We start from the raw sequence: 24,012 nt of genomic DNA, 5'->3' as shown, positions 1-24,012 counted from the left end.
CCCCAGGTCGGAACGCCGCCCCCGATGCAGGCGCCCGCGCACGCGGCGCGCGGAACTACCTCCCGAAGCCGGCCTTGCGCAGGGCATCCGCCATCGACCCCGACGGTGCCGCCTGCGCGCCTCCGCGCGACGGCCGGTTCTGTCCGCCGCCCCGCTGCCCCTGGCCGCGGTTCTGGCCGCCCTGACCACCCTGCCCGCGCTGGCCACCACCCGGCTGCCCGCCGCGCGCGTCGCCGCGGGGACCGCCGCCCCGCTGGCCGCCGCCGCGCTGCGCTCCCCCGCCGCGGGGCCCGCGCTCCTTGGGGGCGGCGTCGTCGTTCAGACGCAGCGAGAGGCCGATGCGCTGACGCTCGACGTCCACGTCGACCACCTTGACCTTGACGACCTGGCCGGACTTGACCACCTCGTGCGGGTCGGAGACGTACCGGTCGGACATGGCGGAGACGTGCACGAGCCCGTCCTGATGCACACCCACGTCGATGAAGGCGCCGAAGGCCGCGACGTTGGTCACCACGCCCTCCAGCACCATGCCCGGCTTGAGGTCCGAGACCTTCTCGACGCCGGCGGCGAACGTCGCCGTCGCGAAAGCGGGCCGCGGGTCGCGGCCCGGCTTCTCCAGCTCGGCGAGGATGTCGGTCACCGTCGGGACGCCGAAGCGCTCGTCGGCCAGCTCGGCGGCGATGTCCGCGGGCCGCAGCTTCGCCAGCGCCGGGCCGTTGCCGATGAGCTCGGCGAGGGCCAGCCCGGAGCGATCGAGGATCTTCCGCACCACCGGGTAGGCCTCGGGATGCACGCCCGAGGCGTCGAGCGGATCGTCGCCGCCGCGGATCCGGAGGAAGCCGGCGCACTGCTCGAAGGCCTTGGGGCCGAGGCGCGGCACGTCCAGCAGGCCCTTGCGGCTGCGGAAGGCGCCGGCGCCGTCCCGGTGCGCGACGATCGCGGCCGCCAGGTTCTCGGTGACGCCGGAGACGCGCGCGAGGAGCGGCGCCGACGCGGTGTTGAGGTCGACGCCGACGGCGTTCACCGCATCCTCGACGACCGCGTCGAGCGACTTGGCGAGGCTGGCCTGCGAGACGTCGTGCTGATACTGGCCCACGCCGATCGACTTGGGGTCGATCTTCACGAGCTCGGCGAGCGGGTCCTGCAGGCGTCGGGCGATGGAGACCGCCCCGCGCAGGGAGACGTCCATGTCCGGCAGCTCCTGCGAGGCGTACTCCGACGCCGAGTAGATCGACGCGCCCGCCTCGCTCACGACGGCCTTCGCCGGCACCTTCGCACCGGCCTTCTTGATCTCGCCAAGCAGCTCGGTGGTCAGCGCGTCGGTCTCGCGCGACGCGGTGCCGTTGCCGATGGCGACCAGCTCCACGTCGTGCCGGGCGATGAGCGCCGCCAGCAGTGCCTTGGACTTGTCCCACTGGTTCTGCGGCTGGTGCGGGTAGATGATCAGCGTGTCGAGCACCTTGCCGGTGCCGTCGACGACGGCGGTCTTCACGCCGTTGCGGAAGCCCGGGTCGAGGCCCAGGGTGGGCCGGGTACCGGCGGGCGCCGCCAGCAGCAGGTCCTTGAGGTTGGTGGCGAAGACGTGCACGGCGTCGTCCTCGGCGCTCTGGCGCAGCCGGGTCCGCGCGTCGACGGTCGCGGAGACCATCAGCTTCGTGCGCCAGGCCCACCGCGCGACGGTGCCGAGCCACTTGTCGGCCGGGCGCCCCTGGTTCGAGATCCCGAGCGTGGAGGCGACCATCGCCTCGTAGTCGGCGTCCTCACCGCCGTCGAACTGCAGCGAGAGCACCTCCTCCTTCTCACCACGGAGCACGGCGAGCACCCGGTGCGAGGGCATCTGGTCGAGCGGCTCGGAGAACTCGAAGTAGTCGCGGAACTTCTGCGCCTTCTGCGGGTCGGCGCCCTCGCGCACGCCGGTGCGCAGCGTGGAATCGGCCCAGAACTTCTCGCGCACGGTGCCCACCAGCTCGGCGTCCTCGGCCGCCCGCTCGACGAGGATGTGCCGCGCGCCCTCGAGCGCGGCCGCGGCGTCGGCGACGTTCTCGCCGAGGAACTCCCCGGCCAGCTCCTCCGGAACCAGCGTGGGATCGGCCAGCAGGCGCTCGGCGAGCGGCTGCAGGCCGTTCTCCCTCGCGATCTGCGCCTTGGTGCGGCGCTTGACCTTGTACGGGAGGTAGATGTCCTCGACGCGAGCCTTGGTCTCGGCCGCGAGCAGCGCGGCGCGCAGCTCGGCGGTCAGCTTGCCCTGCTCCTCGATGGAGGCGATCACCGCGGCGCGGCGGTCGTCGAGCTCCCGCAGGTAGCCGAGCCGTTCCTCCAGCGTGCGCAGCTGGGCGTCGTCGAGGCTGCCGGTGACCTCCTTGCGGTACCGGGCGATGAACGGGACCGTCGACCCCTCGTCCAGCAGCCGGATCGCGGCGGCCACCTGGTTCTCCGCCACCGAGAGCTCCTCGGCGATGCGGGCGGATACGGACTTCACGGGCGCGCTCGAATTCACGCGGCCACCCTACCGGCGGGCACCGACGAGTTCGGCGATCACCGGCTCGGTGGCGCCGCACACCATCACCGCCTCGTAGGCGACGTCGGCCAAACCGGCGCCGCCGTCGCGCACGAGGAAGTGCAGCGCCGCCATCACCCGCGCGGACTGGAAGCCCAGGATGTAGCCGGTGTGGTCGCCGTCGAGGCGGCGCGCGTGCGCCTCGCGGTCCAGGCGGTCGGCCGCGGCCGCCAGACGGTCCGCCTCGCTCCCCCGCGAACCCGGCGCACGCCGCTCGTCGAGCAGCACCTCGCCCGCGGCGTCGAGAGCGGGGTCGGCGGCGCGGTCCAGGGCCCCGGCGACCAGCGCGACGCCCGCGGCGTGCCGCTGGTCGGCGGGCACCGCGGCGACGGCCTCGGCCAGGTCGGGCAGGCTAGTCGAGCGATGCATAGGCGTCCTCCCAGCCCACGGACCACGCGTCGGACGACCACATCGGCGCGAAGCCGGCGGCGCGCAGGTACTCGCACACGTCGGGCGGCGGTTCGACCGCGCCGACCACCGGCCCCGGCGCGAAACCGTGTGCTGCGCAGAAAGTCGCGATGGACAGCTCCGGCCAGACCTCGTTGCCGGCGGCGAGCTCGCCGTCGCGCAGGATCATGCCGGGACGGAGATAGCCGTCGAGCTCGGTGGTGCCGATCAGCCGCCACGGCCGCCCGGCCTCGTCGGTCACCTCGGCGACCGCCATCCGCACCCAGCCCCGCGCCGGCCCGGTCACGGCCCCGCACACCTCGCGCAGCCGCAGGTCGAGGTCAGCGGGAGCGGCGATGGGTACCGCGTACTGCGCCGCGCGGTGGGCACCGTCGGCGCCGAAGGACCTGCCGAGCATGCCCATCCCGGCCAGGGGCGCGAAGGAGCCGACCGCGGCGCCGTGCCCCGCGGCGAGTTCGGCGGACCGTCGGCGGGCCTCCTCCGCGGCGTCCTCGGTCTCGGCGCGGCCCCGCTCGTCCGCGAGGTCGGCGGACTGCTCGGCCCCGGGATCGCCGGGCGGGTTCTGCCCGCGGGCCTCCAGCCGGGCCAGGGCGGTGCGCGCGGCCACGTCGGTCATGCGGGCGCGGGTGTCGCCCACGAGGCGCGCGTAGTCGGCGTGGAACCGCGCCCGCGCCCCGTCCAGTTCGGCGGCCGTGACGAGCGCGCCCGACGGCGGGGGCATCCCGAGGCCGGCGGCGATCCGCCGCGCCGCGTCGTGCGCGGCGAGGAACTGCTCGCCCGTCGCGGCGTAGGGGCCGGGCTCCTGGGGCCAGAACGCGGGATCGGTCACCGGACGGCCTCGATCGCCTCGGCCGCGGCGCGGTCCGCCCCGGCCGCTCGGCGGGCCCGGTGCCGGATCAGCGCCGCGAACGCGCGCAGCTCGGCGACGGCGGCGGCGTGCAGCTCCCGCGCCGCGGCGTCGGACGCGCCGGGGACGTCGCCGAGGGCGCGCGCGTACCGGTCGTCGGGCAGCGGCAGGGGCTCCGGCGCCGGCAGGGAGTCCGCCAGCGCGTCGACGGCGCGCGCCTCCCGCTCCCACGCGTCCGGCTCGAGTTCGAAGATCATCGCGGCACGCGGGTCAGCTCGGCGCGTCGCTCGTAGTGCTCGCGCAGCGTGCCCGCCGCGCGGGCCGCGAGCTCGGCGATCAAGGGGCCCAGGCGTTCCGGCGGGTGCGCGCGCGGCGTCCCGGGCGCCAGGTCCACCTCGACGACGTGTCCTCGCACGTCGACGGTGACGGCGACGGTCCGGTCCTGCGACCGCGCCGTCACGCGGGCGGTGCGGAACTCCTCGTCGAGCCGCGCGAGCTCCGCCTCGCGGCGTTCGACGTCCGCGAGCAGCGCGGCGGCACCGCTGATCTCAGCCATGATTCCCCCGAATCCGCGGGCGCCCCCACGCCCGCTGCGACCATCATGCCGTGCGACCGCGCCCCCCGGGTGCGGATTCCGCGTCAATCAGCGCACGCCGGGCGCCGGGGACTCCCAGTCCGGCAGCACATCGCCCCGCACCGCGGGGAACTCCACCCGCAGGCGCGACCCGCCGCGCGGCGAGTCCTCGATGCGGATGGAACCGCCGTGCGCCCGGACGATCTCGTCGACGATGACCAGCGCGAGTCCAGTGCCGTCCGCGCGGAGCCGGTCGGGATCCTCGAAGGGCGCGAAGGCCCGCGCACGCTCGGCGGCGGGGATGGGCGGTCCGTCGTCGTCGACGCGGAGGACGACGGCGTCGTCGAACGTCGCGATCCGCAGCACGACGGCCGTCTCGGCGTGCCGCGCGGCCTCGTCGAGGAGGTACTGCATCAGCACGGTCAGGTGGGCGCGGGCGCCGAGCACCAGGGTCGCGAGGTCGCCCTCGACGGAGAAGGTCGCCCGGGCCGGGGCGCGCACGTCTGTCATCACCTCGAACCACGGGAGGATCTCGCGGCGCGGCCGGTCGCCCGCGCGGAGGCGGGCCAGCAGCAGCACGTCGGCGGCGGCGGTCTGCAGCCGGTCGGTGGCGGCGAGGCCCCGCTGGACCGCGTGCGCGGGGTCGGGGCCACCGGGCCGGGTCGCGGCGAGGAGGTCCGTGTGGACCGCGGCCAGCGGGCCGCGGAGTGCGTCCGCGGCGTCGCCGACGAAGTCGAGGCGCCGCTCGGCCCCGCGCTGGCGGCGGTCGAGGGCGTCGTTGAGCGTGCGCGCCAGGCGGGTGAGCTCGTCGTCGCCGGCTGGCTCGTCCACGCGCAGCCGGGGATCACCGTCGGCCAGTTCGCGGAACCGCTTCTCCAGCACGCCGACCCGCCGCAGGACCCGGTCCGCGACGAACCATGCGACGAGGGCGGCGACGAGGCCCGCCAGGACCGCGGTCGTCAGGACCGTGACGGCGGTGGAACCGGGGTGGGCGTCGGAGACCCGCAGGGTCGCCCAGGCGACGACCGCGGCGCCGAGGGCCACGACGGCCCCGGCGAGGAGCGGCAGGCGCGTGCGCGTCGATCCGAGCGCGGTCGCACCCGGCGCCGGTGTCCCTGCCACGCGTCCTCCTCCCGGGGCGCCGATCGCCGCGGCCGCGGCGGTGCGATCGCGTCGGCGCTGTTCCCCGGGTTGACGATACCGATCGGCGATCCGTTCCCGGCGTTGATCGCGCCGGGGACGTGCGGCGTGGCGGACCGTCGGTCAGGCGGTGGTCTCGCCCGCGCCGGGCGGCAGCAGGTCCGGTCGACGGTCCGCGGTCCGCGCGAGGGACTGCTCGCGGCGCCACTGCCCGACCTTGGCGTGATCGCCCGAGAGGAGGACCGGCGGCACGGTGAGGTCGCGCCAGGTCTCGGGCCGCGTGTACGAGGGCCCCTCGAGGAGGCCGCCGGCACCGTCGGAGAAGGAGTCGTCCTGGTGGCTGAGCTTGTTGCCCAGCACGCCGGGGATGAGCCGGCCGAAGGCCTCGACCATGACGAGGACGGCGACCTCGCCGCCGATGAGGACGTAATCGCCGATCGACACCTCGACCACCCGCACGCGGCGGGCAGCGTCGTCGAAGACGCGCTGGTCGATGCCCTCGTACCGGCCGCAGGCGAAGACGATGTGCTCCTCGCGGGCCCATTCGTGCGCCATGGCCTGCGTGAACGGGACGCCCGCGGGGGTGGGGACCACGAGCAGGGCGTCGTCGGGGCAGACGTCGTCGAGGGCGGGACCCCAGACGGTGGGCTTCATGACCATGCCGGGCCCGCCGCCGTAGGGCGAGTCGTCGACGGCCTTGTGCACGTCGTGGGTCCAGTCGCGCAGGTCGTGCACGCCGAACTCGAGCAGGCCCTTGTCGACGGCCTTGCCGAGCAGCGCCTGCCGCAGCGGCGCGAGGTACTCGGGGAAGATCGTCACCACGTCGATGCGCATGTCAGTCGCTACTCCGGATCGAGAAGACCCTCGGGCGGGTCGACGGTGACGACGCCGCCGGCGAGGTCGATGTCGGGGACGATGGCCGTGACGAACGGGATGAGGATCTCGCGGCCGTCGGGTGCCTTCACCGACAGCAGCTCTCCGCCGGGCGCGTGCAGCACCTCGGCGATGGTGCCGACGTCCTCGCCCCCGACGGTGCGGACGGCGAGGCCTTCGAGTTCGTGGTCGTAGAACTCGTCGGGGTCGTCGCTCGGTTCGACATCGGCGGAGTCGATGAGGAAGAGGGTGCCGCGCAGTTCGTCGGCGGCGGTGCGGTCGTTCACGCCCTGCAGACGCACCAGCAGCCTCCCGGAATGGTTCCGGGAGGCTGCCACGGTGTACGTCTGGGTGTTCGTCTCGCGGGGGCGCCGGCCGGTGAGGACCGCGCCGTCCGCGAAGCGGAGCTCGGGCGAATCGGTGCGCACGTCCACGACGATCTCGCCGCGGATGCCGTGCGACTTAGCGACACGCCCGATCACGAGCTCCATCGGGTCAGCGGACCCGATCGGTGTCGACGACGTCGATCCGGATGCCCTTGCCGCCGATGCCGGTGACGAGGGTGCGCAGGGCGGTGGCGGTGCGGCCACTACGGCCGATGACCTTGCCCAGGTCGTCCGGGTTCACGTGAACCTCGATCACGCGGCCGCGACGGCCGGTGATGAGGTCGACGCGGACGTCGTCCGGGTTCGACACGATGCCGCGCACGAGGTGCTCGACGGCATCAGCGACGACGGCACTCATTTACTCGCCCTCGGCCGGAGCCTCGGCGGCGGCCTCGGCCGGAGCCTCAGCAGCCTCGGCGGGAGCCTCGTCGGCCTTCTTCTCCGCCTTCTTCTTGGGCGTGGTGGCGGCAGCGGCCGGCTCGTTGTCGGCGGCCGCGAGGGCCGCGTTGAACAGGTCCAGCTTGGACGGCTTCTCGGCGGCCGTCTTCAGGGTGCCCTCGGCGCCGGGGAGACCCTTGAACTTCTGCCAGTCACCGGTGATCTTCAGCAGGGCGAGGACGGGCTCAGTCGGCTGCGCGCCGACGCCCAGCCAGTACTGCACGCGCTCGGAGTCGATCGCGATGAGCGACGGCTCCTCCTTGGGGTGGTACTTGCCGATCGACTCGATCGCGCGGCCGTTGCGGCGGGTGCGCGAGTCGGCGATGACGACGCGGTACTGGGGGTTGCGGATCTTGCCGAGCCGCGTGAGCTTGATCTTGACAGCCATGTGCCTGTGGTTCCTTCGTGTGTAGTCACGTGTGCAATTCAGCGATGCGTCAGGATGAACGCACCCGGTTTTGCCGTCTGGTTGCGTGACCGCCGGGGCGGTATCTCAGCCGCTGCCGGTCAGCAGCGTTCCATTCTGCCACGCCGTGCGACCGGCGCGAAATCGCGTGACCGCGCTCCCGCCGTCGTCCGCCGGTTCTCGGCCTGCCGCGGCGGGCTCGCGGCGGTAGCGTGCGGCCATGGGCACGAATCCCCTCGACGACGACGCCTTCCTCATCCCCGCTTACGCCGGACGGCTGGGTACCGACCCGCTCCCCCGCGCCCGGCTCGCGGACGGCGAGACCACGCCGTCGGAGGCGTACCGCTTCATCCACGACGAGCTCATGCTCGACGGCCAGTCGCGGATGAACCTCGCGACCTTCGTCACCACCTGGATGGAGCCGCAGGGCCAGGCCCTGATGTCCGAGTCCTTCGACAAGAACGCGATCGACCACGACGAGTACCCGGCGACATCCGCGATCGACGCGCGGACCGTGGCGATCGTGGCCGATCTGTTCCACGCCCCCGGCCTGGATCCCGCCGACCCCGCCTCCGCGACGGGCACGTCGACGATCGGCTCCTCGGAGGCCGTCATGCTGGCCGGTCTCGCGCTGAAGTGGCGCTGGCGGAAGGGGCGCCGGGCGCGGGGCCTGGACGCGAGCGCACCGAAGCTGGTCCTGGGGTCGAACGTGCAGGTCGTGTGGGAGAAGTTCTGCCGCTACTTCGACGTCGAGCCGGTGTACCTGCCGATCGAACCCGGGCGCTACGTGATCACGCCGGAGCAGGTGCGGGCCGCCGTCGACGAGAACACCATCGGCGCCGTGACGATCCTCGGCACCACGTTCACGGGCGAGTACGAGGACGTGGCGGGTGTCTGCACCGCGCTCGACGACCTCGCGGCACAGGGCGGCCCCGATGTCCCGGTCCACGTCGACGCCGCCAGCGGCGGCTTCGTCGCCCCCTTCCTCGACCCGGACCTCGCATGGGACTTCCGGCTGCCGCGGGTCGCGTCGATCAACGCCTCGGGCCACAAGTTCGGGCTGACGTATCCGGGCATCGGGTTCGTGGTCTTCCGCGACCGGGCGGCCCTCGACGACGACCTGGTCTTCCGTGTCAACTACCTCGGCGGCGACATGCCCACCTTCACCCTCAACTTTTCCCGCCCCGGCGCCCAGATCATCGGCCAGTACTACAACTTCATCCGCCTCGGCCGCGACGGGTACACCAAGATCATGCGCGCCCTGCGCGGAACGGCGACCTGGCTGGCGAAGGAGGTCGCCGCTCTGCCGCATCTGCACGTGGTCACCGACGGCACTGCGTTGCCGGTCGTGACGCTGACCGTCGACGACGACGCACCGTTCACCGCGTTCGACGTCTCCCACGAACTCCGCGCCTACGGCTGGCAGGTGCCGGCGTACACGATGCCCGCCGACGCGCAGGACGTGACAGTGCTGCGGATCGTCGTCCGGGAGGGTTTCTCCGGCGATCTCGCGGGCAAGCTCCGCGACGATCTCGCCGCCGCCCTCACCCGGCTGTCGCGGACCGACGGGCCGGAAGAGCAGCGGACCGCCTTCCACTACTGACTCCGCGACACGCGGCTCCGGGCCGCGATCCCGCCCGGCCGCTAGGGTCGAGGTGAAGACGGTCCCCATCGCGTGACAAGCGCCACTTCGGTGCCGATGTTGCGAAAGCAATGGTTACCGACGGGTAAACTCAACCCCGTTGTTGCCTGCGCGATGCACCGTCAGCCCGGTGTAGCCCCCTGCCAGGCCGCGTTCAGCACCCTCGCAGGAACGGACCGCAGACTCAGCCCATGGCCACGCATCTGGATCGACCCACGGCGTCCCCGGTAGTCACCGGGCGCGCGGCGGCCGCCCCGTCGCGCGGCGGCTATCTGTACCAGCTCGACTTCGTCCGCACGATCACCTTTCTGCTCGTGGTGTTCATCCACACGCTGACGAACACCAACGACGAGGTCAACGGCACCGTCACCAACGCGATCGCGATGAACCTGCACTTCACCCGCAACGCCTTCTTCGCGCTCACGGGCCTGGTGCTGGCGTACGGCATCGTGGAGCGCGGGGCGCGCCTGAGCCCCGTGCAGTTCTGGCGCAAGCGCCTCACCCTGGTCATCACGCCGTTCGTGCTGTGGGCGTTCGCCTACTGGGCGTACGACATGGTGGTCGCCGGCAACGGCGGCCGGATCCCCACCGAGCTGGGCGACTTCTGGAACAGCCTCAAGTGGGGCGGCACCAACGGCTACCAGCTGTACTTCATCTTCGTCACGCTGCAGATCTACCTGCTGTTCCCGCTGATCTTCGCGTTCGTCGAGCGGACCCGGCGGTTCCACGTACCGATCCTCGCCGTGAGCGCGGTCCTCCAGGTGGGCATCTACGTCGCCGCCACCTACTGGAACCCGACCACCGGGTGGTGGGGAGAGAACTTCTGGCACCTGTACGCCACGTTCGTGCCGTACCAGTTCTTCATCCTGCTGGGCGTCGTCGCGGCCTTCCACCGGGAGCGGATCGAGGCGGTCCTGCTGCGGCACGCCCCGCTGATCTTCGCGGCCGCGGCCCTCGTCGCGGTGGGCGCGCAGGTGCTCTACCGGGTGCGCCTGGGCGACGAGACCGCGCCGATCGTGGCGTCGGCCGTCTTCCAGCCGGCGAACTTCGTGCTCTACGTCGTGCTGGTGGCGGCGGTGTACACGGTGGGCCTGCTGCTGGCGCGCAACCGGCACCGACTGCCCCGGCTCACCCGCTTCGCCTCCTACGGGGCCAAGCGCTCCTTCGGCGTCTTCCTGGTGCACGTCATGGTCCTCGAGACGCTGCTGCTCCCCCGCACTGCCGACGGCGCCTCCTGGCTGACGACGGTGCTGCCCTCCCCCTTCGGCACCGCGGTCGCGTACGTGCTGACGATCGCGATCACGCTCGGCATCGTCGAGCTGCTGAGCCGCGCGCCGAAGGCGCAGTGGTGGGTCGGCCGGCCGAGGCCGAAACGGAAGCAGGCACCGTCGGAGCCGAGCGGGCAGAGCCTCGCCGGCATCGCCCGCCCCAGAACCCCTTGACTCTCCCCTCACTGGAGACCGCAGGCTGATCCCGTGACCGACGACAGCGCACTGTTCAGCATCGGCGACGTCGCGGCCCGGACCGGGGCGTCGGTGAAGACGATCCGGTTCTGGTCCGACGAGGGCCTCGTCCCCACCATCCGCAGCGCGGCCGGATACCGGCTGTACGACGCGGAATCGGTGGCGCGGCTCGAGCTGGTGCGGACGCTGCGCGCGCTGGGCCTCGACGTGAAGACGGTGCGTGCCGTTCTCGCGGAGCAGGTCGGCCTCGCCGCGGTGGCCGACGCGCATGCGAAGGCCCTCGACGCCGAGATCCGCACGCTGCGGATCCGGCGGGCGGTGCTGCGGTCGGTCGCCACCAGGAACAGTACGACCGAGGAGTTGAGAATCATGCACGAGATGGCGACATTGTCCGCGGCGGAGCGCCAGCGGATCATCGACGCGTTCGTCGACGAGGCCTTCGCCGGCATCGCCCCGGACGCCCCGGGCGCGCACATCGCGAACGGGATGCGGTCGATGCCCGCCGAACTGCCCGACGATCCGACGCCCGCCCAGGTCGACGCGTGGATCGAGCTGGCGGCGCTGGTCGCGGACGAGGGGTTCCGGGCCCGGGCCCGCGAGATGGCGGTCACGGGCGCCGCGGCGACGGAGGCGCCGGTGATGGTGGACCTCGAGGCCGCCCGCACGGCGGCGGAGAACGGGACCGCGCCGGATTCGGCGGAGGCCGCGGCGCTATTGGCGACGCTCCTACCGGAGGGCACGGACCGCGCCGCGATGGCCGATCAGATGGTGACCTTCACCGACGCGCGGGTCGAGCGCTACTGGTCGCTGCTGGGCGTCCTGAACGGCTGGCCGCCGCGCCCGGCGATGGTGCCGGCGGCGGAGTGGGTCATCGCCGCGCTCCGCGCGCACGCGTAGCGGCTACCGGGGCAGGTCTGCGAGCTCGCCCCGGACCACCACGGCCGACGGTGCCGGCAGGGCGCCGTGGGCGAGCGCGACGCGCGGGTCCTCGTCGTAGATCACCAGGTCGGCAGGGGCCCCGTCGTCGATGCCGGCGAAGCCGAGCCACTGCCGCGCCCGCCAGGACGCGGCGGCGATCGCCTCCTCCGGCGGCATGACGGCGGCGAGCGCCTCGATCTCCCGGGGCATGGCGCCGTGCACGTTGAAGCCGCCGGCGTCGGTGCCGGCGTACATGGCGACGCCGGCCTCCCAGGCCGCCCGGAACGTCGCCTTGCGACGGTCGTGCAGCGCCATCATGTGCCGGTGGTAGGTGGGAAACTTCTCCGCCGCGGGGGCGGCGATGGAGGGGAAGTTCTCGATCTGGATCATGGTGGGCACCAGGCCGATCCCCTTCTCGACCATGATCTCGATGGTGTCGGCGGCGAGGCCCGAGCCGTGCTCGATCGCGTCGACGCCGGCGGCCAGCAGCCCGGGGAGGGCGTCCTCGCCGAAGACGTGCGCGGTGATCCGGGCACCGGCGTCGTGCGCCACGGCGACGGCCTCGGCGAGCACGTCGTCGGGCCACAGCGGCGCGAGATCGCCGGCGGACCGGTCGATCCAGTCCCCCACCAGCTTGATCCACGGGTGTCCCTCGGCGGCGCGCCGGCGGACGGCGTCGACGAGCTGCGACGGGTCCTCGAGCTGCTCGCCGAGCCCGCGGGTGTACCGCTTGACCAGCGCGATGTGCCGGCCCATGCGGACGAACCGCGGCAGCCCCGGCTGTCCGTCCAGCGGCGACGTGTCGAGGTCGGAGCCGGGTTCGCGGATCACGGTGACGCCGACGGCGACGTCCTCCAGCGCGAGGGCGCGGCCGCGCACCAGGTCGGGCTCGCCCTCCTCGACGATGCCGACGTGGCAGTGCGCGTCGACGTAGCCGGGGATGGCGAAGCCGCGCAGCTCGGTGGCGGGACCGCCCGGATCCGACAGGTGGACGACACCGTCGGACACCCAGAACTCGCCCTCGCCGCCGGGTAGGACGGCGCCGGTGAAGTGCAGATCGCTCACCCGGGCAACCCTACGTCGTGAAACCGGGCGATTTCGACGGTACGAGGCCATTTGTGGCCTCGTACCGCAGGATTCCGCCGATTTCGCGAGGTGCTACCGCTTCTTGCGGAGCTGCTCCTCGAGCGCGGCCATGTCGATGCCCTCCAGGCCGGGGGGCAGCTGGTCGAGGCCCTTGGGCATGCTCGACAGGTCCATTCCGGCGGGCATCCCGGGCATCCCGGGGAAGCCGCCGCCCATGCGGGGCCCGGCGGGGCCGGTCTGCCGGGCGCGGTTGTTCTTCTTGCCCTGCTTGCCCTTCTGCTTGCGCTTGGACAGCCGCTTGGGGGCGCCGCCACCGAAGCCGGCCATCTGCGACATCATCTTGCGCGCCTCGAAGAACCGGTCCACCAGCTGGTTCACGTCGGTGACGGTGACGCCGGAGCCCTTGGCGATGCGCAGGCGGCGCGAGGCGTTGATGATCTTCGGGTCGCTGCGCTCGGCCGGGGTCATGCCGCGGATGATCGCCTGGATCCGATCGAGCTGGCTGTCGTCGACGGCGGCGAGGGCGTCCTTCATCTGGCCCGCGCCGGGCAGCATGCCCAGCAGGTTCCCGATGGGGCCCATCTTGCGGATCATCAGCATCTGGTCGAGGAAGTCCTCGAGGGTCAGCTCGCCGGAGGTGATCTTGGCGGCCGCCTCCTCCGCCTTCTGCTGATCCATGTGCTGCTCGGCCTGCTCGATGAGTGAGAGCACGTCGCCCATGCCGAGGATCCGGGAGCTCATCCGATCGGGGTGGAAGACGTCGAAGTCGTCGAGCTTCTCGCCCGTGGACGCGAACAGGATCGGCTTGCCGGTGATCTCGCGGACCGAGAGCGCCGCGCCGCCGCGGGCGTCGCCGTCGAGCTTGGTGAGCACGACGCCGGTGAAGTCGACGCCGTCGGCGAAGGCCTGCGCGGTGGTCACCGCGTCCTGGCCGATCATGGCGTCGAGGACGAACAGCACCTCGTCGGGGTCCACGGCGTCGCGGATCGCCTTGGCCTGGCCCATCAGCTCCTCGTCGATGCCGAGGCGGCCGGCGGTGTCGACGATCACGACGTCGTGCTGCTTGGCCCGGGCCTCGGCGATGCCGCCGCGCGCGACCTCGACGGGGTCGGCCGCGCTGACGCCGAGCTCGCCCTCGCCGCCGACGGAGGTGCCGGGGTGCGGCGCGTAGGTGGGCACGCCGGCGCGCTCGCCGACGATCTTCAGCTGGTCGACGGCGCCGGGACGCTGCAGGTCGCAGGCCACGAGCATCGGCGTGTGGCCCTGCTTCTTGAGGAAGGCGGCCAGCTTGCCGGCGAGCGTGGTCTTACCCGCGCCCTGTAGGCCGGCCAGCATGATCACGGTCGGCGGGGTCTTCGCCAGGTTCAGTCGCCGAGTCTCGCCGCCGAGGATGGCGACGAGCTCCTCGTTGACGATCTTGACGATCTGCTGCGCGGGGTTGAGCGCGGCCGAGACCTCGTGGCCCTTGGCCCGCTCCTTGACCCGGGCGACGAAGGCGCGCACCACGGGCAGCGCGACGTCGGCCTCGAGCAGCGCGAGCCTGATCTCGCGCGCCGTCGCGTCGATGTCGGCGTCGGTGAGCCGGCCCTTGCCGCGCAGGTCCTTGAGCGCGCCTGTGAGCCGATCGGAGAGGGATTCGAACATTGCTCCAGACTATCGGGTCGGCTCGTCGTCCGGTGGCGCAGGCGGCGCGGCCTCCGGCAGAACGGCGATGACGGCCTCCTCGGCGCGGGCCCGGACGGCCGCTTCGTCGCCGGGCACCGCGAGGCAGAAGACGTCGACGGCGGTGGCGCCGAGCGTGGCCAGCTTGGCCCACCGGACGTCGAGGTCGGCGTCGTCGAGGGCGCCCGCGACCCGCGCGAGTAGGCCGGGGGTGTCGCCGGACCGGACCTCGAGGACGACGGTGCCGGGCGCACCGTCGAACCAGCGCAGCCGGGGTGGGGCGGCCACCCGCAGCGGCGGGGCGGCGACGCTGCCGTCGACGGGGGCCGACGCGGCGCGCTCGCGGGCGCGCAGCTCGGCGAGCACGTCGGCACCGTCCAGCGCGGCGAGCAGCCGCTGCCGGACGACCGCCGGATCGGGCGGGTCGCCGAAGGTGGGCACCACGAGGAAGGTGTTGACCGCGGACTCCCCCACGGCGCCGACGGTGGCGCTCTGGACCCGCAGGCCGGCGAGTGCGAGCACGGCCGCCATCCGAGCGAGGACGCCGCGCCGGTCGGGGCCGACGACGGCGACGGTGAAGGTGTGCGGCCCCAGCGCGGGCGCGGGCGTGATCCGCACGTGCGTCCCGCCCGCCGCGGCGAGCGCCGCCACCTCCTCGGGCACGGGACCGGGCTGCGGCGCGGGCTCCCCGTCCAGCACCCGGTTGGTGCGGCGGACGAGCTCGCCGATGAGCCGCGACTTCCAGTCGCCCCAGACCCCGGGCCCGGTGGCGAGCGAGTCGGCCTCCGCGAGAGCGTGCAGCAGCTCCAGCAGCACGGGATCGTGGCCGATCTTCTCCGCGACCATCTCGATCGTCGCGGGATCGTCGAGGTCACGCCGGGTGGCGACGGCGGGCAGCAGGAGGTGGTGCCGGACCATCGCGGCGAGGAGGGCGGTGTCGTCGGCGGAGAGCCCGAGCCGGGCGGCGATCGCCTCGGCGAGGTCGGCGCCGATCACGCTGTGATCGCCGCCGCGGCCCTTGCCCAGGTCGTGCAGCAGCGCGCCGAGCACGAGCAGGTCGGGCCGGGCGACGTCGGTGGCGCGGTTGGCGGCGTGCGCGGCGGTCTCCATCAGGTGCCGGTCGACGGTCCAGGTGTGCACCGCGTCGCGCGGCGGGAGGTCGCGCACGGCGCCCCACTCCGGCACCAGCCGCCCCCAGAGGCCGGTGCGGTCGAGGGCCTCGATCACGGGCACGGCGCCGCGCCCGGCGCCGAGCAGCGCGAGCAGGTCGGCGACGGTCTCCGCCGACCAGGGGCTGCGCGGGGCGGGCGTGACCTCGGCGAGCCGGGCGAGGGTGGACGCCGACATGGGCAGTCCGGACGCAGCGGCCGCGGCGGCGACGCGAACGGTGAGGCCCGTGTCGCGGTCCGGCCGGGCGTCGCGGGCGAGCGCGACCTCGCCGGCGTGCTCGACGACGCCCTCGGCGAGGGGGCGCCGCACGGGCGGGCGGCGCAGCCGGGAGAAGCCGCGGCGCGGCAGGGCGTTCTGGGCGGTGCGGATGCCCACGTCGACGGCGTAGGCCACGGTGCGGCCGCTGTCGCTGATGGTGCGGGCCAGGTCGAACCGGTCGCCGAGGCGGAGCGCGGCGCCGATCTCGTCGGCCTCCTGGGCGCGGACCTGGTCCCGGGCGCGGCCGGCGATCCGGTGCAGCTCGGTGCGCACGTCGAGCAGCCGGGCGTAGGCGGCGGCCAGGTCGTTGCCGGTGGTGCCGCTCGGCGTGGCCGACGGGGTCGGGATCCCGTCGGTCAGCTGCGCGAGCGAGAGGGCTTGCAGGAGCTGCACGTCGCGCATGCCGCCGCGACCGTTCTTGAGGTCGGGTTCGGCGCGGTGGGCGATCTCGCCCGAGCGGCGCCACCGCTCGCGCGCCTGCTCGGCGAGGTCGTCGACGCGGGAGCGGATGTCGGCGCGCCACTGCCGGCGCACGCCGCTGATGAGCAGGTTCGTGATCTCCTCGTCGCCCACGATGTGCCGGGCGTCGAGCAGCCCGAGGGCCGCGGTGAGATCGGACTGGGCGACGCGGACCGCCTCGGGGACGGTGCGGACGCTGTGGTCGAGCTTGATGTGCGCGTCCCACAGCGGGTACCAGATGCTCTCGGCGACGGCCGTCACGCGTTCCGGGTCCAGCCCGTCGTCGTGCACGAGCAGGAGGTCGAAGTCACTGTGGGGCAGCAGTTCCCGACGCCCCAGGCCGCCGACGGCGACGAGGGCGAGCCCGCTGTCCGGACCGATGCCGGCGGCGGCGCCGTGGGTGGTGAGCCACACCTCGGCCAGGTCGGCGAGGGCGCCGCGGAGGGCGGCGGGCTCGAGCCGGTGCGGACCCGACGCCCGGTCGAGGAGGCGGGCGCGGGCGGCGACCAATTCCTTCGCGCCGCTGAGCCCGCCGCCCGTCTGCCCACCGCCCGCGGGCGACCCGCTCTCCCCGACCGTCACGATCGCCCTGTCCGGCACCGTCATCGTCGCTACAGGGCCTCGTTGCCGCGCTCGCCGGTGCGCACGCGCACGACGGACTCGACGGGCGTGACCCAGACCTTGCCGTCGCCGATCTTGCCGGTGCGGGCGCCCTCGACGATCACGTCGACCACGCTGTCCACGACGGCGTCGTCGACGACGACCTCGATGCGGACCTTGGGCACGAAGTCCACGGAGTACTCGGCGCCGCGGTACACCTCGGTGTGCCCCTTCTGCCGGCCGTAGCCCTGTACCTCGCTGACGGTCATACCGAGGATCCCGGCCTGCTCGAGGCCCGCCTTCACGTCCTCGAGCGTGAAGGGCTTGACGATCGCGGTGACCAGCTTCATAAGAGTTTCCTTCGCTTAAGTCGGTTGTGGATTCAGCTTAGATCCGGTCACCTCAGACCAGGTCGTACGCCGTCTCGGCGTGCTCGGAGTTGTCGATGCCATCGGCCTCGGACTCCTTGTCGACGCGCCAGCCGAGCGGCTTGAGCGCGAAGGCGATGACCGCGGTGAGGACGGCGGTGAAGGCCAGGGCGGCAGCAGCGATCACGATCTGCACGACCAACTGCTTGTAGTCGCCGCCGTAGAACAGGCCGGTGTCCTTGGCCAGGAATCCGAGGGCGACGGTGCCGATCACGCCGGCCACCAGGTGCACGCCCACCACGTCGAGCGAGTCGTCGAAACCGAACTTGGTCTTGAGGCCCACACCGAAGGCGGCGGCGACACCGGCCACGACGCCCAGGATGAGGGCGCCCACGGGGGTCACGTTCGCGCAGGCCGGGGTGATGGCGACGAGGCCGGCGACGACGCCCGACGCGGCACCCACCGTGGTGGCGTGGCCGTCGCGGAACTTCTCCACCGCGAGCCAGCCGAGCATCGCGGCGGCGGTGGCGGCGGTCGTGTTGACCCAGGCCAGGCCGGCCGTGGCGTTGGCGCCGAGCGCGGAACCGGCGTTGAAGCCGAACCAGCCGAACCACAGGAGCGCGGCGCCGAGCATCACGAACGGGATGTTGTGCGGGCGGTAGGAGTGCTTGCCGAAGCCGAGGCGCTTGCCGACGATGATCGCCAGCACCAGGCCCGCGATACCGGCGTTGATGTGCACGACGGTGCCGCCGGCGAAGTCGATGGGCGCCACGGCGGCCTTACCGTCCTCGTTCAGGCCGAACAGCTTCGCGGCGATGCCGCCCTCCGCGTTCGACAGCAGGCCGCCGCCCCACACCATGTGGGCCAGGGGCAGGTACACGATGGTGGTCCAGATGCCGGTGAACAGCAGCCACGTCCCGAACTTCACGCGCTCGGCGAGAGCGCCCGAGATCAGCGCGACGGTGATCACGGCGAAGGTCAGCTGGAAGCCGGCGAAGACGATCGCCGGGAGGCCGCTGCCCGCGGCGTTGAGCACCACCAGGGTGTCCTCGCCCGACGTCTTGGTCTCCATCAGCTGGTCCAGGCCGAAGTACTTGAAGGGATTGTCGAACATCCCGAGGTAGTTGCCCTCCCCGGAGAACGACATCGAGTAGCCCCACAGCACGTAGATCACGGAGACCAGGCCCAGCGAGCCGATCGACATCATCATCATGTTGAGCACGCTCTTCTGGCGGGACAGACCGCCGTAGAAGAACGCGAGGGCGGGCGTCATGAGCAGCACCAACGCCGCGGACATCAGCATCCACGCGGTGGTGCCGGAGTCGACCTTGCCGAACAGTTCGTCGGGCACAGAAGCCAAGAGCACGGGAAACCTCCTCGGGCGCGCCGCCGTTGCGGTGCGAGTGAGAACAGCTTCGGCGGCCGCGGTTTCCCTGCGGGGGCGCTCGTGTTGCTCGTGTGTAACCGGTCGGCCCGGGTTCGGGCCGTTCGGTTACGCCCGTGTTTCCGACGGTGCCGCCCCGCCGGCGCCGTCCGCGTCGGGATACCGGGGAATGGGCTGGCCCGCACCGGTCGTGACCAGCTGCGGGATGCTGGTGCGCACGTAGAAGCTCCAGCCGCGCGAGCATGCCTCGAAGCATTCCGACTCGGCGGTCAGACCGACGTGGGTGAGGCGCAGCTCGGTGCCGCGGTCCACCGGCGTGAGGTCGATGATCACGTCGGTGTCGCGCCATTCGTGGCGGTCCTCGATGAAGGTCATCTCACAGTCCACGGCGTGCCAGGCGACCCGGGTGGGGCTCACCTCGGTGATCCGGAACCGGCAGAACCGGATGCCCTCCTTGGTCCGGGAGGTCTCGCCGGGGTACGCGGCGTCGTCGGTGAAGACGAACTCGTCGCCGACGGCGGCGGAGTGGCCGATGAGGTTCTCGGTCCACCATCCGCGCACGTCCAGGACCGCGGCGAGGACGCGTTCCGGCGCGCGGTCGATCGTCACGGAAGCGGTCAGGTACTGGGTGTTCTCCATGGTCGACATGATCTGGCTCCTTCGGTCGGGGGTCGTCCACCCCACCTACGGATGGGAGCGCCCGGAATCGACATCCGCCGCGAAGAATTTCTCCGGCCGGTGTCCGCCGCGCAGCTCGCGCACCCGTCGGGCCAGGTAGGCGCGCTCGGGGTCGGTGGGCGCGAGCGCCAGGGCCTCCTCGTACGGCGCCAGGGCCTCGGTCGTGCGCCCGGCCCGCCGCAGCAGGTCGGCGCGGGTCGCGGGCAGCAGGTGGTAGCCGTCGAGGGCGCCGGTGTCGGCGAGCCCGTCCACGATCGCGAGGCCCGCGGGCGGACCGTCGGCCATGGCGACCGCGACGGCCCGGTTGAGCTCGACGACGGGTGACGGCGTCGTGCGGGCGAGCTCGGCGTACAGCACGGCGATCTGCCGCCAGTCCGTGCGCCGCGCATCCGGCGCCGACGCGTGGCAGGCGGCGATCGCCGCCTGCACCTGGTAGGGGCCGGGCCGCCCGGCGGCGAGCGCCGCGTCCAGCAGGGCCAGGCCCTCCTCGATCAGCGCCCGATCCCAGCGGCTCCGGTCCTGCTCCTCGAGCGGCACGAGCACCCCGTCGCGCACCCGGTGGGCGCGGCGCGCCTCGCTGAGCAGCATGAGGGCGAGCAGGCCGCGCGCCTCGGGCTCGTCGGGCAGCAGCCGGTCCAGCACGCGTCCGAGGTGCACGGCCTCACCGGTGAGGTCGCGGACGCCGTCGACCTCGTCGTAGCCCTCGTTGAAGATCAGGTACACGACGGCCAGCACCGCGGGGAGGCGCTGCGGCAGCAGGTCCGGCGGCGGGACGCGGTACGGGATCCCCGCCTCGGCGATCTTCCGCTTGGCCCGGACGATCCGCTGGGCCGTCGCCGACTCGGTGGTGAGCAGCGCGGCGGCGATCTCGCCGGTCGTGAGCCCGGCGAGGGTGCGCAGCGTGAGGGCGACGCGGGCGGCGAGCGGCAGCGCGGGGTGGCAGCAGGTGAAGATCAGGCGCAGCCGCTCGTCGGGGATGTGCTCCGGCGGCTCGTCCTCCCCCGGGTTCGCGAGCGCCGCGAGCCGGCGCGTCCGTTCGCGACCGGTGGCGTCGTGCCGCAGGCGGTCCCGCGCCTTGTTCCGGGCGGTGATAGTGAGCCACGCGCCGGGCCGCGGAGGGAGGCCGTCCCGCGTCCAGGTGGCGAGCGCGACGGCGAAGGCCTCCTGCGTGCAGTCCTCGGCGAGGTCCCAGTCGCCCGTGAGACCGATCAGCGTGGCGAAGACCTGGCCCCACTCGTCCCGGTACGCGTCGGCGACCGCGCGCTGCACCGCGTCGGGGGCGGTCATTCCCAGACGGGCCGGACCTCGACGCACCCGCGGGCCGCGTACGGGTGGTTCGCGGCGATCGCGAGGGCCTCGTCGAGGTCGGCGCACTCGACGATGTCGATCCCGCCGACGACGTCCTTGGTCTCCGCGAACGGCCCGTCGGAGACGAGGGTCTCGCCGCCGCGCACGCGGACGGTGGTGGCGTCGGCGACGGGCCGCAGCCGGGCCCCGCCGAGCATGGCCCCGCGGCGCCGGAGGTCCTCGTCGTAGGCGCGGTAGGCGGGGTCGGCGGCGATCTCCTCGTTGGTCGGCGAGCCGTCCTCGTCGTCGCAGATCAGCAGCACGTACTTCACGACTCGATTATGCGCCCGCGGTGCCGATCCCGCGGGCCCCGAGCCAGCGCTCGATCTCATCGCCGGCGAGCGCCGCGGCCGTCCGCTCGCCCGCCGTGAGGGCCGCGCCGAAGTGCTTCCCGCGCACCCGTACGTGCTCGACGTCGTCGGTCCCGAACGCCGCGACCATCGCGCGGGCGTCGTCGGGGAAGCACGCCTGATCGCCGGTGATCTCGACGAACAGGGTCGGCACGGTGACGGCGGGGGCGCAGCGCAGGAAGCCGGCGTTGCTGCTGAGCGCCGACCACGTGGACAGCCACGCGTCGGGGGTGGTCAGGCGCCCGAAGCCCACGACGCCGTAGTCGGTGAGGTCGGGCCGGGAGCCGAACAGCGAGCCGTAGGGCCGGTCGTTCGGGTCGAGCGACGGGTCGGTGCAGCGCAGGTCGGCGTCGGTGCGGTGCACCGTGATGAACTCGGTGGCCAGCGCGTCGCGGCGGTCGGCGGGGTCGCCGGACTCCGCGAACCGCTGCTGGGCGGCGCGGGCGCGGGCCACCCGCTCGCGCGCGAGGGCGTCGATCCGCTCCACCCGCGCGCGTTGCGCCGCACGGTAGCGCTGCACGAACTCGGGCGGGTAGGTGCTCGGGGCGGGCGCGGGCGCGTAGCCGTTGTCCGGGCTGAAGGGGTCGAGCTCGGGCAGGATCGAACGGGGGTCGTCCTCGTCGGCGACCGACGGGTCGATCATGCGGAGCAGCAGCTCGCCCTGTCCGGGGTGCGGCGCCATGAACACCGCGAGGTCGGGTGCGGGCATCCGCGCGTCACGCAGCTTCACGGGCTTGCCGCTCGGGGTCCGTGCGAGCCGTTCCTGGGCGGGCAGGCCGGCCTGTTCCAGGTAGAAGGCGGCCAGCGCGCCGCCGCCGGAGTGGCCGACGGCGATCACGGTGCCGAAGCCCTCGTCGCGCAGGAAGGCGTGGCCGGCGGCCATGTCGAGCAGCGCCTGCTCGTGCAGCAGCGTCAGGTCGTTGCCCTGGGTGCGGCTGCCCTGGGTCCAGACGGCGACGCCGCGGCGCAGGAATTCGGGCACCAGGACGTGGTGCGCGAAGTCCTGCCGGGGGTGCATGAGGAAGGCGACGGCGGTGGCGCCGGGCACGGTGCGGAGCAGGCCGGAGACCTTGGCCCCGTCGACGGTGCTCAGCTCGACGGGGGTGGTGACGGTGCCGTCGGGCACGGCCTCGGCGTCGAGGTAGCGGCCCGCGCCGAGGCCGGTGGCGGCGCCCGCGCGCTCGGCGGTGGTCACCGGTCCACCACCCGGAGCGCGTCCTTGTCGTGTTGCGCGACGCGCGAGTCCTCCAGGCCCGCGAGGGCGCTGTACCAGACGGCGTGCCGGCAGCCGGTGGCGCGGCGATCGATCGCGATCTCCTCCGGCCGGGTGATCCGGAAGTACGGACCGACCCGCACGATCTCGTTGCGCGGCTCGGCGCCCGTGACCTTGAGGACGCCCTCGTTCTCGGGGACGTCGAGGACGTAGATGCGGCTCATCGGACCTCGGCCTCCTCGTCGGCGTTCCACGCGGCGTCGCCGGTCGCATCGCCGGTCGCGACGAGCCCGGCCAGCTCCCGCTGCCGCTCCTCCCACCTCTCGGCCTTCTCCACGATCAGCTCGGCCTTGCGCATCAGGAGCGCGTCCATCGACGGTGCGCCGCCCGAGACCACGTCGCACAGCGCCTCCAGGGTGAGGGCGGCGTCCAGGTCCTCCTGGGGCGTCACGGGGCGCAGGGCGCGGGTGATCTCGATCATGTAGCCGTTGGGATCGTGGGTGTAGATCGACTCGATGGTCTCGTGCATCACCTGCATCTCGCACGGCCAGTCCGAGGCGTCGAGGCGGCGGCGGTACTCCAGCAGGTCCTCCTCGCCGTCGACGTGGATGGCGAGGTGGCGGGAGTTCTTGAAGAACTCGGGCGTGCCCTGGGGAAGGCGCGCCCAGGAGTCGCCGGGGGCGCTCTGGTCGCCGAAGGGCTCGAGCCCGAAGTAGTAGAAGAACGCCATCCGGTCGCCGTTGCCGATGTCGAAGAAGAAGTGGATGAAGTCGGGGTGGTTCTCGGGGCCCCAGCCCGCGGCGCAGATCGAGTGGACGATGGGGAACTTGAGCACGCCGTTGTAGAAGTTCACGGTGCCGACGGGGTCGAAGGTCGGGAAGGCGGCGTGGTCGACGCCCTGGACGCGGTGCTCGGAAGTGCTGGCGGACATGTCTTCTCCTTATCCGGTGGCGGGTGGGGTCAGGCGCCGGCGGCGGCCGGGGCGGCGGCATCGGCGCGCAGCAGCGAGCCGGCGCCGGGGATGTCGACGGTGGCGCCGACGGAGCGCAGGATGCGGTAGGCGCCGGCGGTGGCGGCGGTGATCACGGGGATGCCGAACTCGTCCTCGGCGGCCTGGACCAGGTCGAGCGAGGGCATCTGGACGCACGCGGAGAGCACGAGCGCGTCGACGCCGGTGAGGTCGAGGCCGCGCGCGGCCTCCATGACGCGGTCGCCGGGGATGCAGCCGACCTCGGCGTTGTCGGCCACCTCGAGGGCGCGCCAGTCGGTCACCGTCAGGCCCTCGTGCTCGAGGTACGCCATCACCTGCTCGGCGAGCGGGCGCAGGTACGGGGTGACGACGGCGATCCGCGTGGCGCCCATGTCGCTGAGGGCGTCCACGAGGGCGCCGGCGCTGGAGAGCACGCGGGCGTCGCTGCCGCCCTCCGAGAGCTGCTCGGCGATCTTCGCCTCCACGCCGTGGTGCTCGCCGAGGCCGGTGGACATGATCGCGACGAGGCAGGCGTAGAGCATCGCGTCGACGCCCGCGTCACCGAGCTCGATGACGCAGCGCTCGCGCTGGGCGTTCATGGCGCGCAACTGCTCCGGGGAGACCTTCTGCATCCGCATGCGGCTGGAGTGGAAGGTGAACGTCTCCTCCGGGTGCCGGCCGAGGATCCGCGGCATCTCGGTCTCGACGGTGACGTTCGAGCTGGGGACGACCAGTCCGATCCGGATGGGCTTGGCGCTCATGGTGCTCCTCTGCGTGTGGTTCGTCGTTCCCTTCCAGTATTCGACGCCTTCGTA

At 73.0% G+C, this 24,012-nt stretch carries 25 protein-coding genes; 3 read left to right on the top strand and 22 right to left on the bottom strand.

Annotation, left to right across the window (positions count from 1 at the left end; all coding sequences use genetic code 11):
* Positions 1–55 precede the first annotated feature (55 nt).
* From ACLQ3K_RS23080 to rpsP, 10 genes are all read right to left on the bottom strand, one after another.
* Positions 56–2,497 (bottom strand): Tex family protein, encoded by a 2,442-nt coding sequence (locus ACLQ3K_RS23080; protein ID WP_426001804.1) that lies wholly within the window; start codon positions 2,495–2,497, stop codon positions 56–58.
* A gap of 9 nt (positions 2,498–2,506) precedes the next feature.
* Entirely contained in the window at positions 2,507–2,926 is a 420-nt protein-coding gene (locus tag ACLQ3K_RS23075) for a hypothetical protein (protein ID WP_426001803.1), read from the bottom strand.
* Positions 2,910–3,794 (bottom strand): hypothetical protein, encoded by an 885-nt coding sequence (locus tag ACLQ3K_RS23070; protein ID WP_426001802.1) that lies wholly within the window; start codon positions 3,792–3,794, stop codon positions 2,910–2,912. Before ACLQ3K_RS23070 ends, ACLQ3K_RS23075 begins: the two co-directional genes overlap by 17 nt.
* Entirely contained in the window at positions 3,791–4,069 is a 279-nt protein-coding gene (locus ACLQ3K_RS23065) for a hypothetical protein (RefSeq protein ID WP_426001801.1), read from the bottom strand. The genes ACLQ3K_RS23070 and ACLQ3K_RS23065 overlap by 4 nt, the downstream gene beginning before the upstream one ends.
* Entirely contained in the window at positions 4,066–4,368 is a 303-nt protein-coding gene (locus tag ACLQ3K_RS23060; RefSeq protein ID WP_224650332.1) for a YbaB/EbfC family nucleoid-associated protein, read from the bottom strand. The genes ACLQ3K_RS23065 and ACLQ3K_RS23060 overlap by 4 nt, the downstream gene beginning before the upstream one ends.
* Positions 4,369–4,455: 87 nt before the next feature.
* Complete coding sequence (locus ACLQ3K_RS23055) at positions 4,456–5,508, bottom strand: HAMP domain-containing sensor histidine kinase (RefSeq protein WP_426001799.1); 1,053 nt, start codon at positions 5,506–5,508, stop codon at positions 4,456–4,458.
* Between the two features lie 141 nt (positions 5,509–5,649).
* Positions 5,650–6,360 carry a tRNA (guanosine(37)-N1)-methyltransferase TrmD gene (gene trmD / locus ACLQ3K_RS23050; RefSeq protein ID WP_224650336.1) on the bottom strand — a complete coding sequence of 237 codons (711 nt, stop codon included), beginning with the start codon at positions 6,358–6,360 and terminating at the stop codon, positions 5,650–5,652.
* A gap of 8 nt (positions 6,361–6,368) precedes the next feature.
* Positions 6,369–6,890 (bottom strand): ribosome maturation factor RimM, encoded by a 522-nt coding sequence (rimM, locus tag ACLQ3K_RS23045; RefSeq protein ID WP_336670591.1) that lies wholly within the window; start codon positions 6,888–6,890, stop codon positions 6,369–6,371.
* A gap of 4 nt (positions 6,891–6,894) precedes the next feature.
* A complete protein-coding gene (locus ACLQ3K_RS23040; protein ID WP_013126270.1) occupies positions 6,895–7,143 on the bottom strand; it encodes an RNA-binding protein in 249 nt (82 codons plus the stop codon).
* Positions 7,144–7,611 carry a 30S ribosomal protein S16 gene (gene rpsP / locus ACLQ3K_RS23035; RefSeq protein ID WP_426001797.1) on the bottom strand — a complete coding sequence of 156 codons (468 nt, stop codon included), beginning with the start codon at positions 7,609–7,611 and terminating at the stop codon, positions 7,144–7,146.
* 238 nt (positions 7,612–7,849) lie between these two features.
* Here rpsP and ACLQ3K_RS23030 point away from each other — a divergent pair, with 238 nt between their 5' ends.
* The 3 genes from ACLQ3K_RS23030 (at position 7,850) to ACLQ3K_RS23020 (ending at position 11,631) form a co-directional block, all read left to right on the top strand.
* Positions 7,850–9,232 carry a glutamate decarboxylase gene (locus tag ACLQ3K_RS23030; RefSeq protein ID WP_426001796.1) on the top strand — a complete coding sequence of 461 codons (1,383 nt, stop codon included), beginning with the start codon at positions 7,850–7,852 and terminating at the stop codon, positions 9,230–9,232.
* 230 nt (positions 9,233–9,462) lie between these two features.
* A complete protein-coding gene (locus ACLQ3K_RS23025; protein ID WP_426001795.1) occupies positions 9,463–10,713 on the top strand; it encodes an acyltransferase in 1,251 nt (416 codons plus the stop codon).
* 33 nt (positions 10,714–10,746) lie between these two features.
* Positions 10,747–11,631: a MerR family transcriptional regulator gene (locus tag ACLQ3K_RS23020; RefSeq protein ID WP_224650346.1), complete on the top strand. Its 885-nt coding sequence runs from the start codon at positions 10,747–10,749 to the stop codon at positions 11,629–11,631.
* A gap of 3 nt (positions 11,632–11,634) precedes the next feature.
* Here ACLQ3K_RS23020 and ACLQ3K_RS23015 read toward each other — a convergent pair whose 3' ends face one another.
* From ACLQ3K_RS23015 to ACLQ3K_RS22960, 12 genes are all read right to left on the bottom strand, one after another.
* Positions 11,635–12,717, bottom strand: coding sequence for an amidohydrolase family protein (locus ACLQ3K_RS23015; RefSeq protein WP_426001794.1), 1,083 nt, complete (start codon positions 12,715–12,717; stop codon positions 11,635–11,637).
* Positions 12,718–12,810: 93 nt separating this feature from the next.
* Positions 12,811–14,382 carry a signal recognition particle protein gene (ffh, locus tag ACLQ3K_RS23010; protein ID WP_336670596.1) on the bottom strand — a complete coding sequence of 524 codons (1,572 nt, stop codon included), beginning with the start codon at positions 14,380–14,382 and terminating at the stop codon, positions 12,811–12,813.
* Positions 14,383–14,391: 9 nt separating this feature from the next.
* On the bottom strand, positions 14,392–16,893 hold the full coding sequence (locus tag ACLQ3K_RS23005; protein WP_426001793.1) for a [protein-PII] uridylyltransferase: 2,502 nt from the start codon (positions 16,891–16,893) through the stop codon (positions 14,392–14,394).
* A gap of 5 nt (positions 16,894–16,898) precedes the next feature.
* Entirely contained in the window at positions 16,899–17,237 is a 339-nt protein-coding gene (locus ACLQ3K_RS23000) for a P-II family nitrogen regulator (protein WP_068524879.1), read from the bottom strand.
* 52 nt (positions 17,238–17,289) lie between these two features.
* Positions 17,290–18,558 carry an ammonium transporter gene (locus ACLQ3K_RS22995; protein ID WP_426001874.1) on the bottom strand — a complete coding sequence of 423 codons (1,269 nt, stop codon included), beginning with the start codon at positions 18,556–18,558 and terminating at the stop codon, positions 17,290–17,292.
* Positions 18,559–18,747: 189 nt separating this feature from the next.
* Positions 18,748–19,287: an SRPBCC family protein gene (locus tag ACLQ3K_RS22990; RefSeq protein ID WP_426001792.1), complete on the bottom strand. Its 540-nt coding sequence runs from the start codon at positions 19,285–19,287 to the stop codon at positions 18,748–18,750.
* A gap of 36 nt (positions 19,288–19,323) precedes the next feature.
* Complete coding sequence (locus ACLQ3K_RS22985; protein WP_426001791.1) at positions 19,324–20,604, bottom strand: RNA polymerase sigma factor; 1,281 nt, start codon at positions 20,602–20,604, stop codon at positions 19,324–19,326.
* Positions 20,601–20,936, bottom strand: coding sequence for a YciI family protein (locus ACLQ3K_RS22980; protein WP_426001790.1), 336 nt, complete (start codon positions 20,934–20,936; stop codon positions 20,601–20,603). The genes ACLQ3K_RS22985 and ACLQ3K_RS22980 overlap by 4 nt, the downstream gene beginning before the upstream one ends.
* A 7-nt stretch (positions 20,937–20,943) precedes the next feature.
* Positions 20,944–22,209, bottom strand: a complete 1,266-nt coding sequence (locus tag ACLQ3K_RS22975; protein WP_426001789.1) for an alpha/beta hydrolase — start codon at positions 22,207–22,209, stop codon at positions 20,944–20,946.
* Positions 22,206–22,451 carry a hypothetical protein gene (locus ACLQ3K_RS22970; RefSeq protein WP_426001788.1) on the bottom strand — a complete coding sequence of 82 codons (246 nt, stop codon included), beginning with the start codon at positions 22,449–22,451 and terminating at the stop codon, positions 22,206–22,208. Before ACLQ3K_RS22970 ends, ACLQ3K_RS22975 begins: the two co-directional genes overlap by 4 nt.
* Complete coding sequence (locus ACLQ3K_RS22965) at positions 22,448–23,158, bottom strand: VOC family protein (protein ID WP_426001787.1); 711 nt, start codon at positions 23,156–23,158, stop codon at positions 22,448–22,450. Before ACLQ3K_RS22965 ends, ACLQ3K_RS22970 begins: the two co-directional genes overlap by 4 nt.
* 29 nt (positions 23,159–23,187) lie before the next feature.
* Positions 23,188–23,958: a maleate cis-trans isomerase family protein gene (locus tag ACLQ3K_RS22960; RefSeq protein WP_426001785.1), complete on the bottom strand. Its 771-nt coding sequence runs from the start codon at positions 23,956–23,958 to the stop codon at positions 23,188–23,190.
* Between the last annotated feature and the right edge of the window lie 54 nt (positions 23,959–24,012).

Origin of the sequence: Tsukamurella sp. DT100 (assembly GCF_049844855.1) — a bacterium.
Lineage (GTDB): Bacteria > Actinomycetota > Actinomycetes > Mycobacteriales > Mycobacteriaceae > Tsukamurella.
This window is presented reverse-complemented; position numbering and strand designations above follow the sequence as displayed.

Excerpts from the sequence above, each read along its gene's own strand:
- rimM (WP_336670591.1), bottom strand. The coding sequence starts at position 6,890 with ATGGAGCTCGTGATCGGGCGTGTCGCTAAGTCGCACGGCATCCGCGGC.
- ACLQ3K_RS23025 (WP_426001795.1), top strand. The coding sequence starts at position 9,463 with ATGGCCACGCATCTGGATCGACCCACGGCGTCCCCGGTAGTCACCGGG.
- ACLQ3K_RS22990 (WP_426001792.1), bottom strand. The coding sequence starts at position 19,287 with ATGTCGACCATGGAGAACACCCAGTACCTGACCGCTTCCGTGACGATC.
- ACLQ3K_RS22965 (WP_426001787.1), bottom strand. The coding sequence starts at position 23,158 with ATGTCCGCCAGCACTTCCGAGCACCGCGTCCAGGGCGTCGACCACGCC.
- ACLQ3K_RS23065 (WP_426001801.1), bottom strand. The coding sequence starts at position 4,069 with ATGATCTTCGAACTCGAGCCGGACGCGTGGGAGCGGGAGGCGCGCGCC.
- ACLQ3K_RS22960 (WP_426001785.1), bottom strand. The coding sequence starts at position 23,958 with ATGAGCGCCAAGCCCATCCGGATCGGACTGGTCGTCCCCAGCTCGAAC.
- rpsP (WP_426001797.1), bottom strand. The coding sequence starts at position 7,611 with ATGGCTGTCAAGATCAAGCTCACGCGGCTCGGCAAGATCCGCAACCCC.
- ACLQ3K_RS23000 (WP_068524879.1), bottom strand. The coding sequence starts at position 17,237 with ATGAAGCTGGTCACCGCGATCGTCAAGCCCTTCACGCTCGAGGACGTG.
- ACLQ3K_RS23075 (WP_426001803.1), bottom strand. The coding sequence starts at position 2,926 with ATGCATCGCTCGACTAGCCTGCCCGACCTGGCCGAGGCCGTCGCCGCG.
- trmD (WP_224650336.1), bottom strand. The coding sequence starts at position 6,360 with ATGCGCATCGACGTGGTGACGATCTTCCCCGAGTACCTCGCGCCGCTG.
- ACLQ3K_RS23030 (WP_426001796.1), top strand. The coding sequence starts at position 7,850 with ATGGGCACGAATCCCCTCGACGACGACGCCTTCCTCATCCCCGCTTAC.
- ffh (WP_336670596.1), bottom strand. The coding sequence starts at position 14,382 with ATGTTCGAATCCCTCTCCGATCGGCTCACAGGCGCGCTCAAGGACCTG.
- ACLQ3K_RS22970 (WP_426001788.1), bottom strand. The coding sequence starts at position 22,451 with ATGAGCCGCATCTACGTCCTCGACGTCCCCGAGAACGAGGGCGTCCTC.
- ACLQ3K_RS23040 (WP_013126270.1), bottom strand. The coding sequence starts at position 7,143 with ATGAGTGCCGTCGTCGCTGATGCCGTCGAGCACCTCGTGCGCGGCATC.
- ACLQ3K_RS23005 (WP_426001793.1), bottom strand. The coding sequence starts at position 16,893 with ATGACGGTGCCGGACAGGGCGATCGTGACGGTCGGGGAGAGCGGGTCG.
- ACLQ3K_RS22985 (WP_426001791.1), bottom strand. The coding sequence starts at position 20,604 with ATGACCGCCCCCGACGCGGTGCAGCGCGCGGTCGCCGACGCGTACCGG.
- ACLQ3K_RS22995 (WP_426001874.1), bottom strand. The coding sequence starts at position 18,558 with ATGCTGATGTCCGCGGCGTTGGTGCTGCTCATGACGCCCGCCCTCGCG.
- ACLQ3K_RS23060 (WP_224650332.1), bottom strand. The coding sequence starts at position 4,368 with ATGGCTGAGATCAGCGGTGCCGCCGCGCTGCTCGCGGACGTCGAACGC.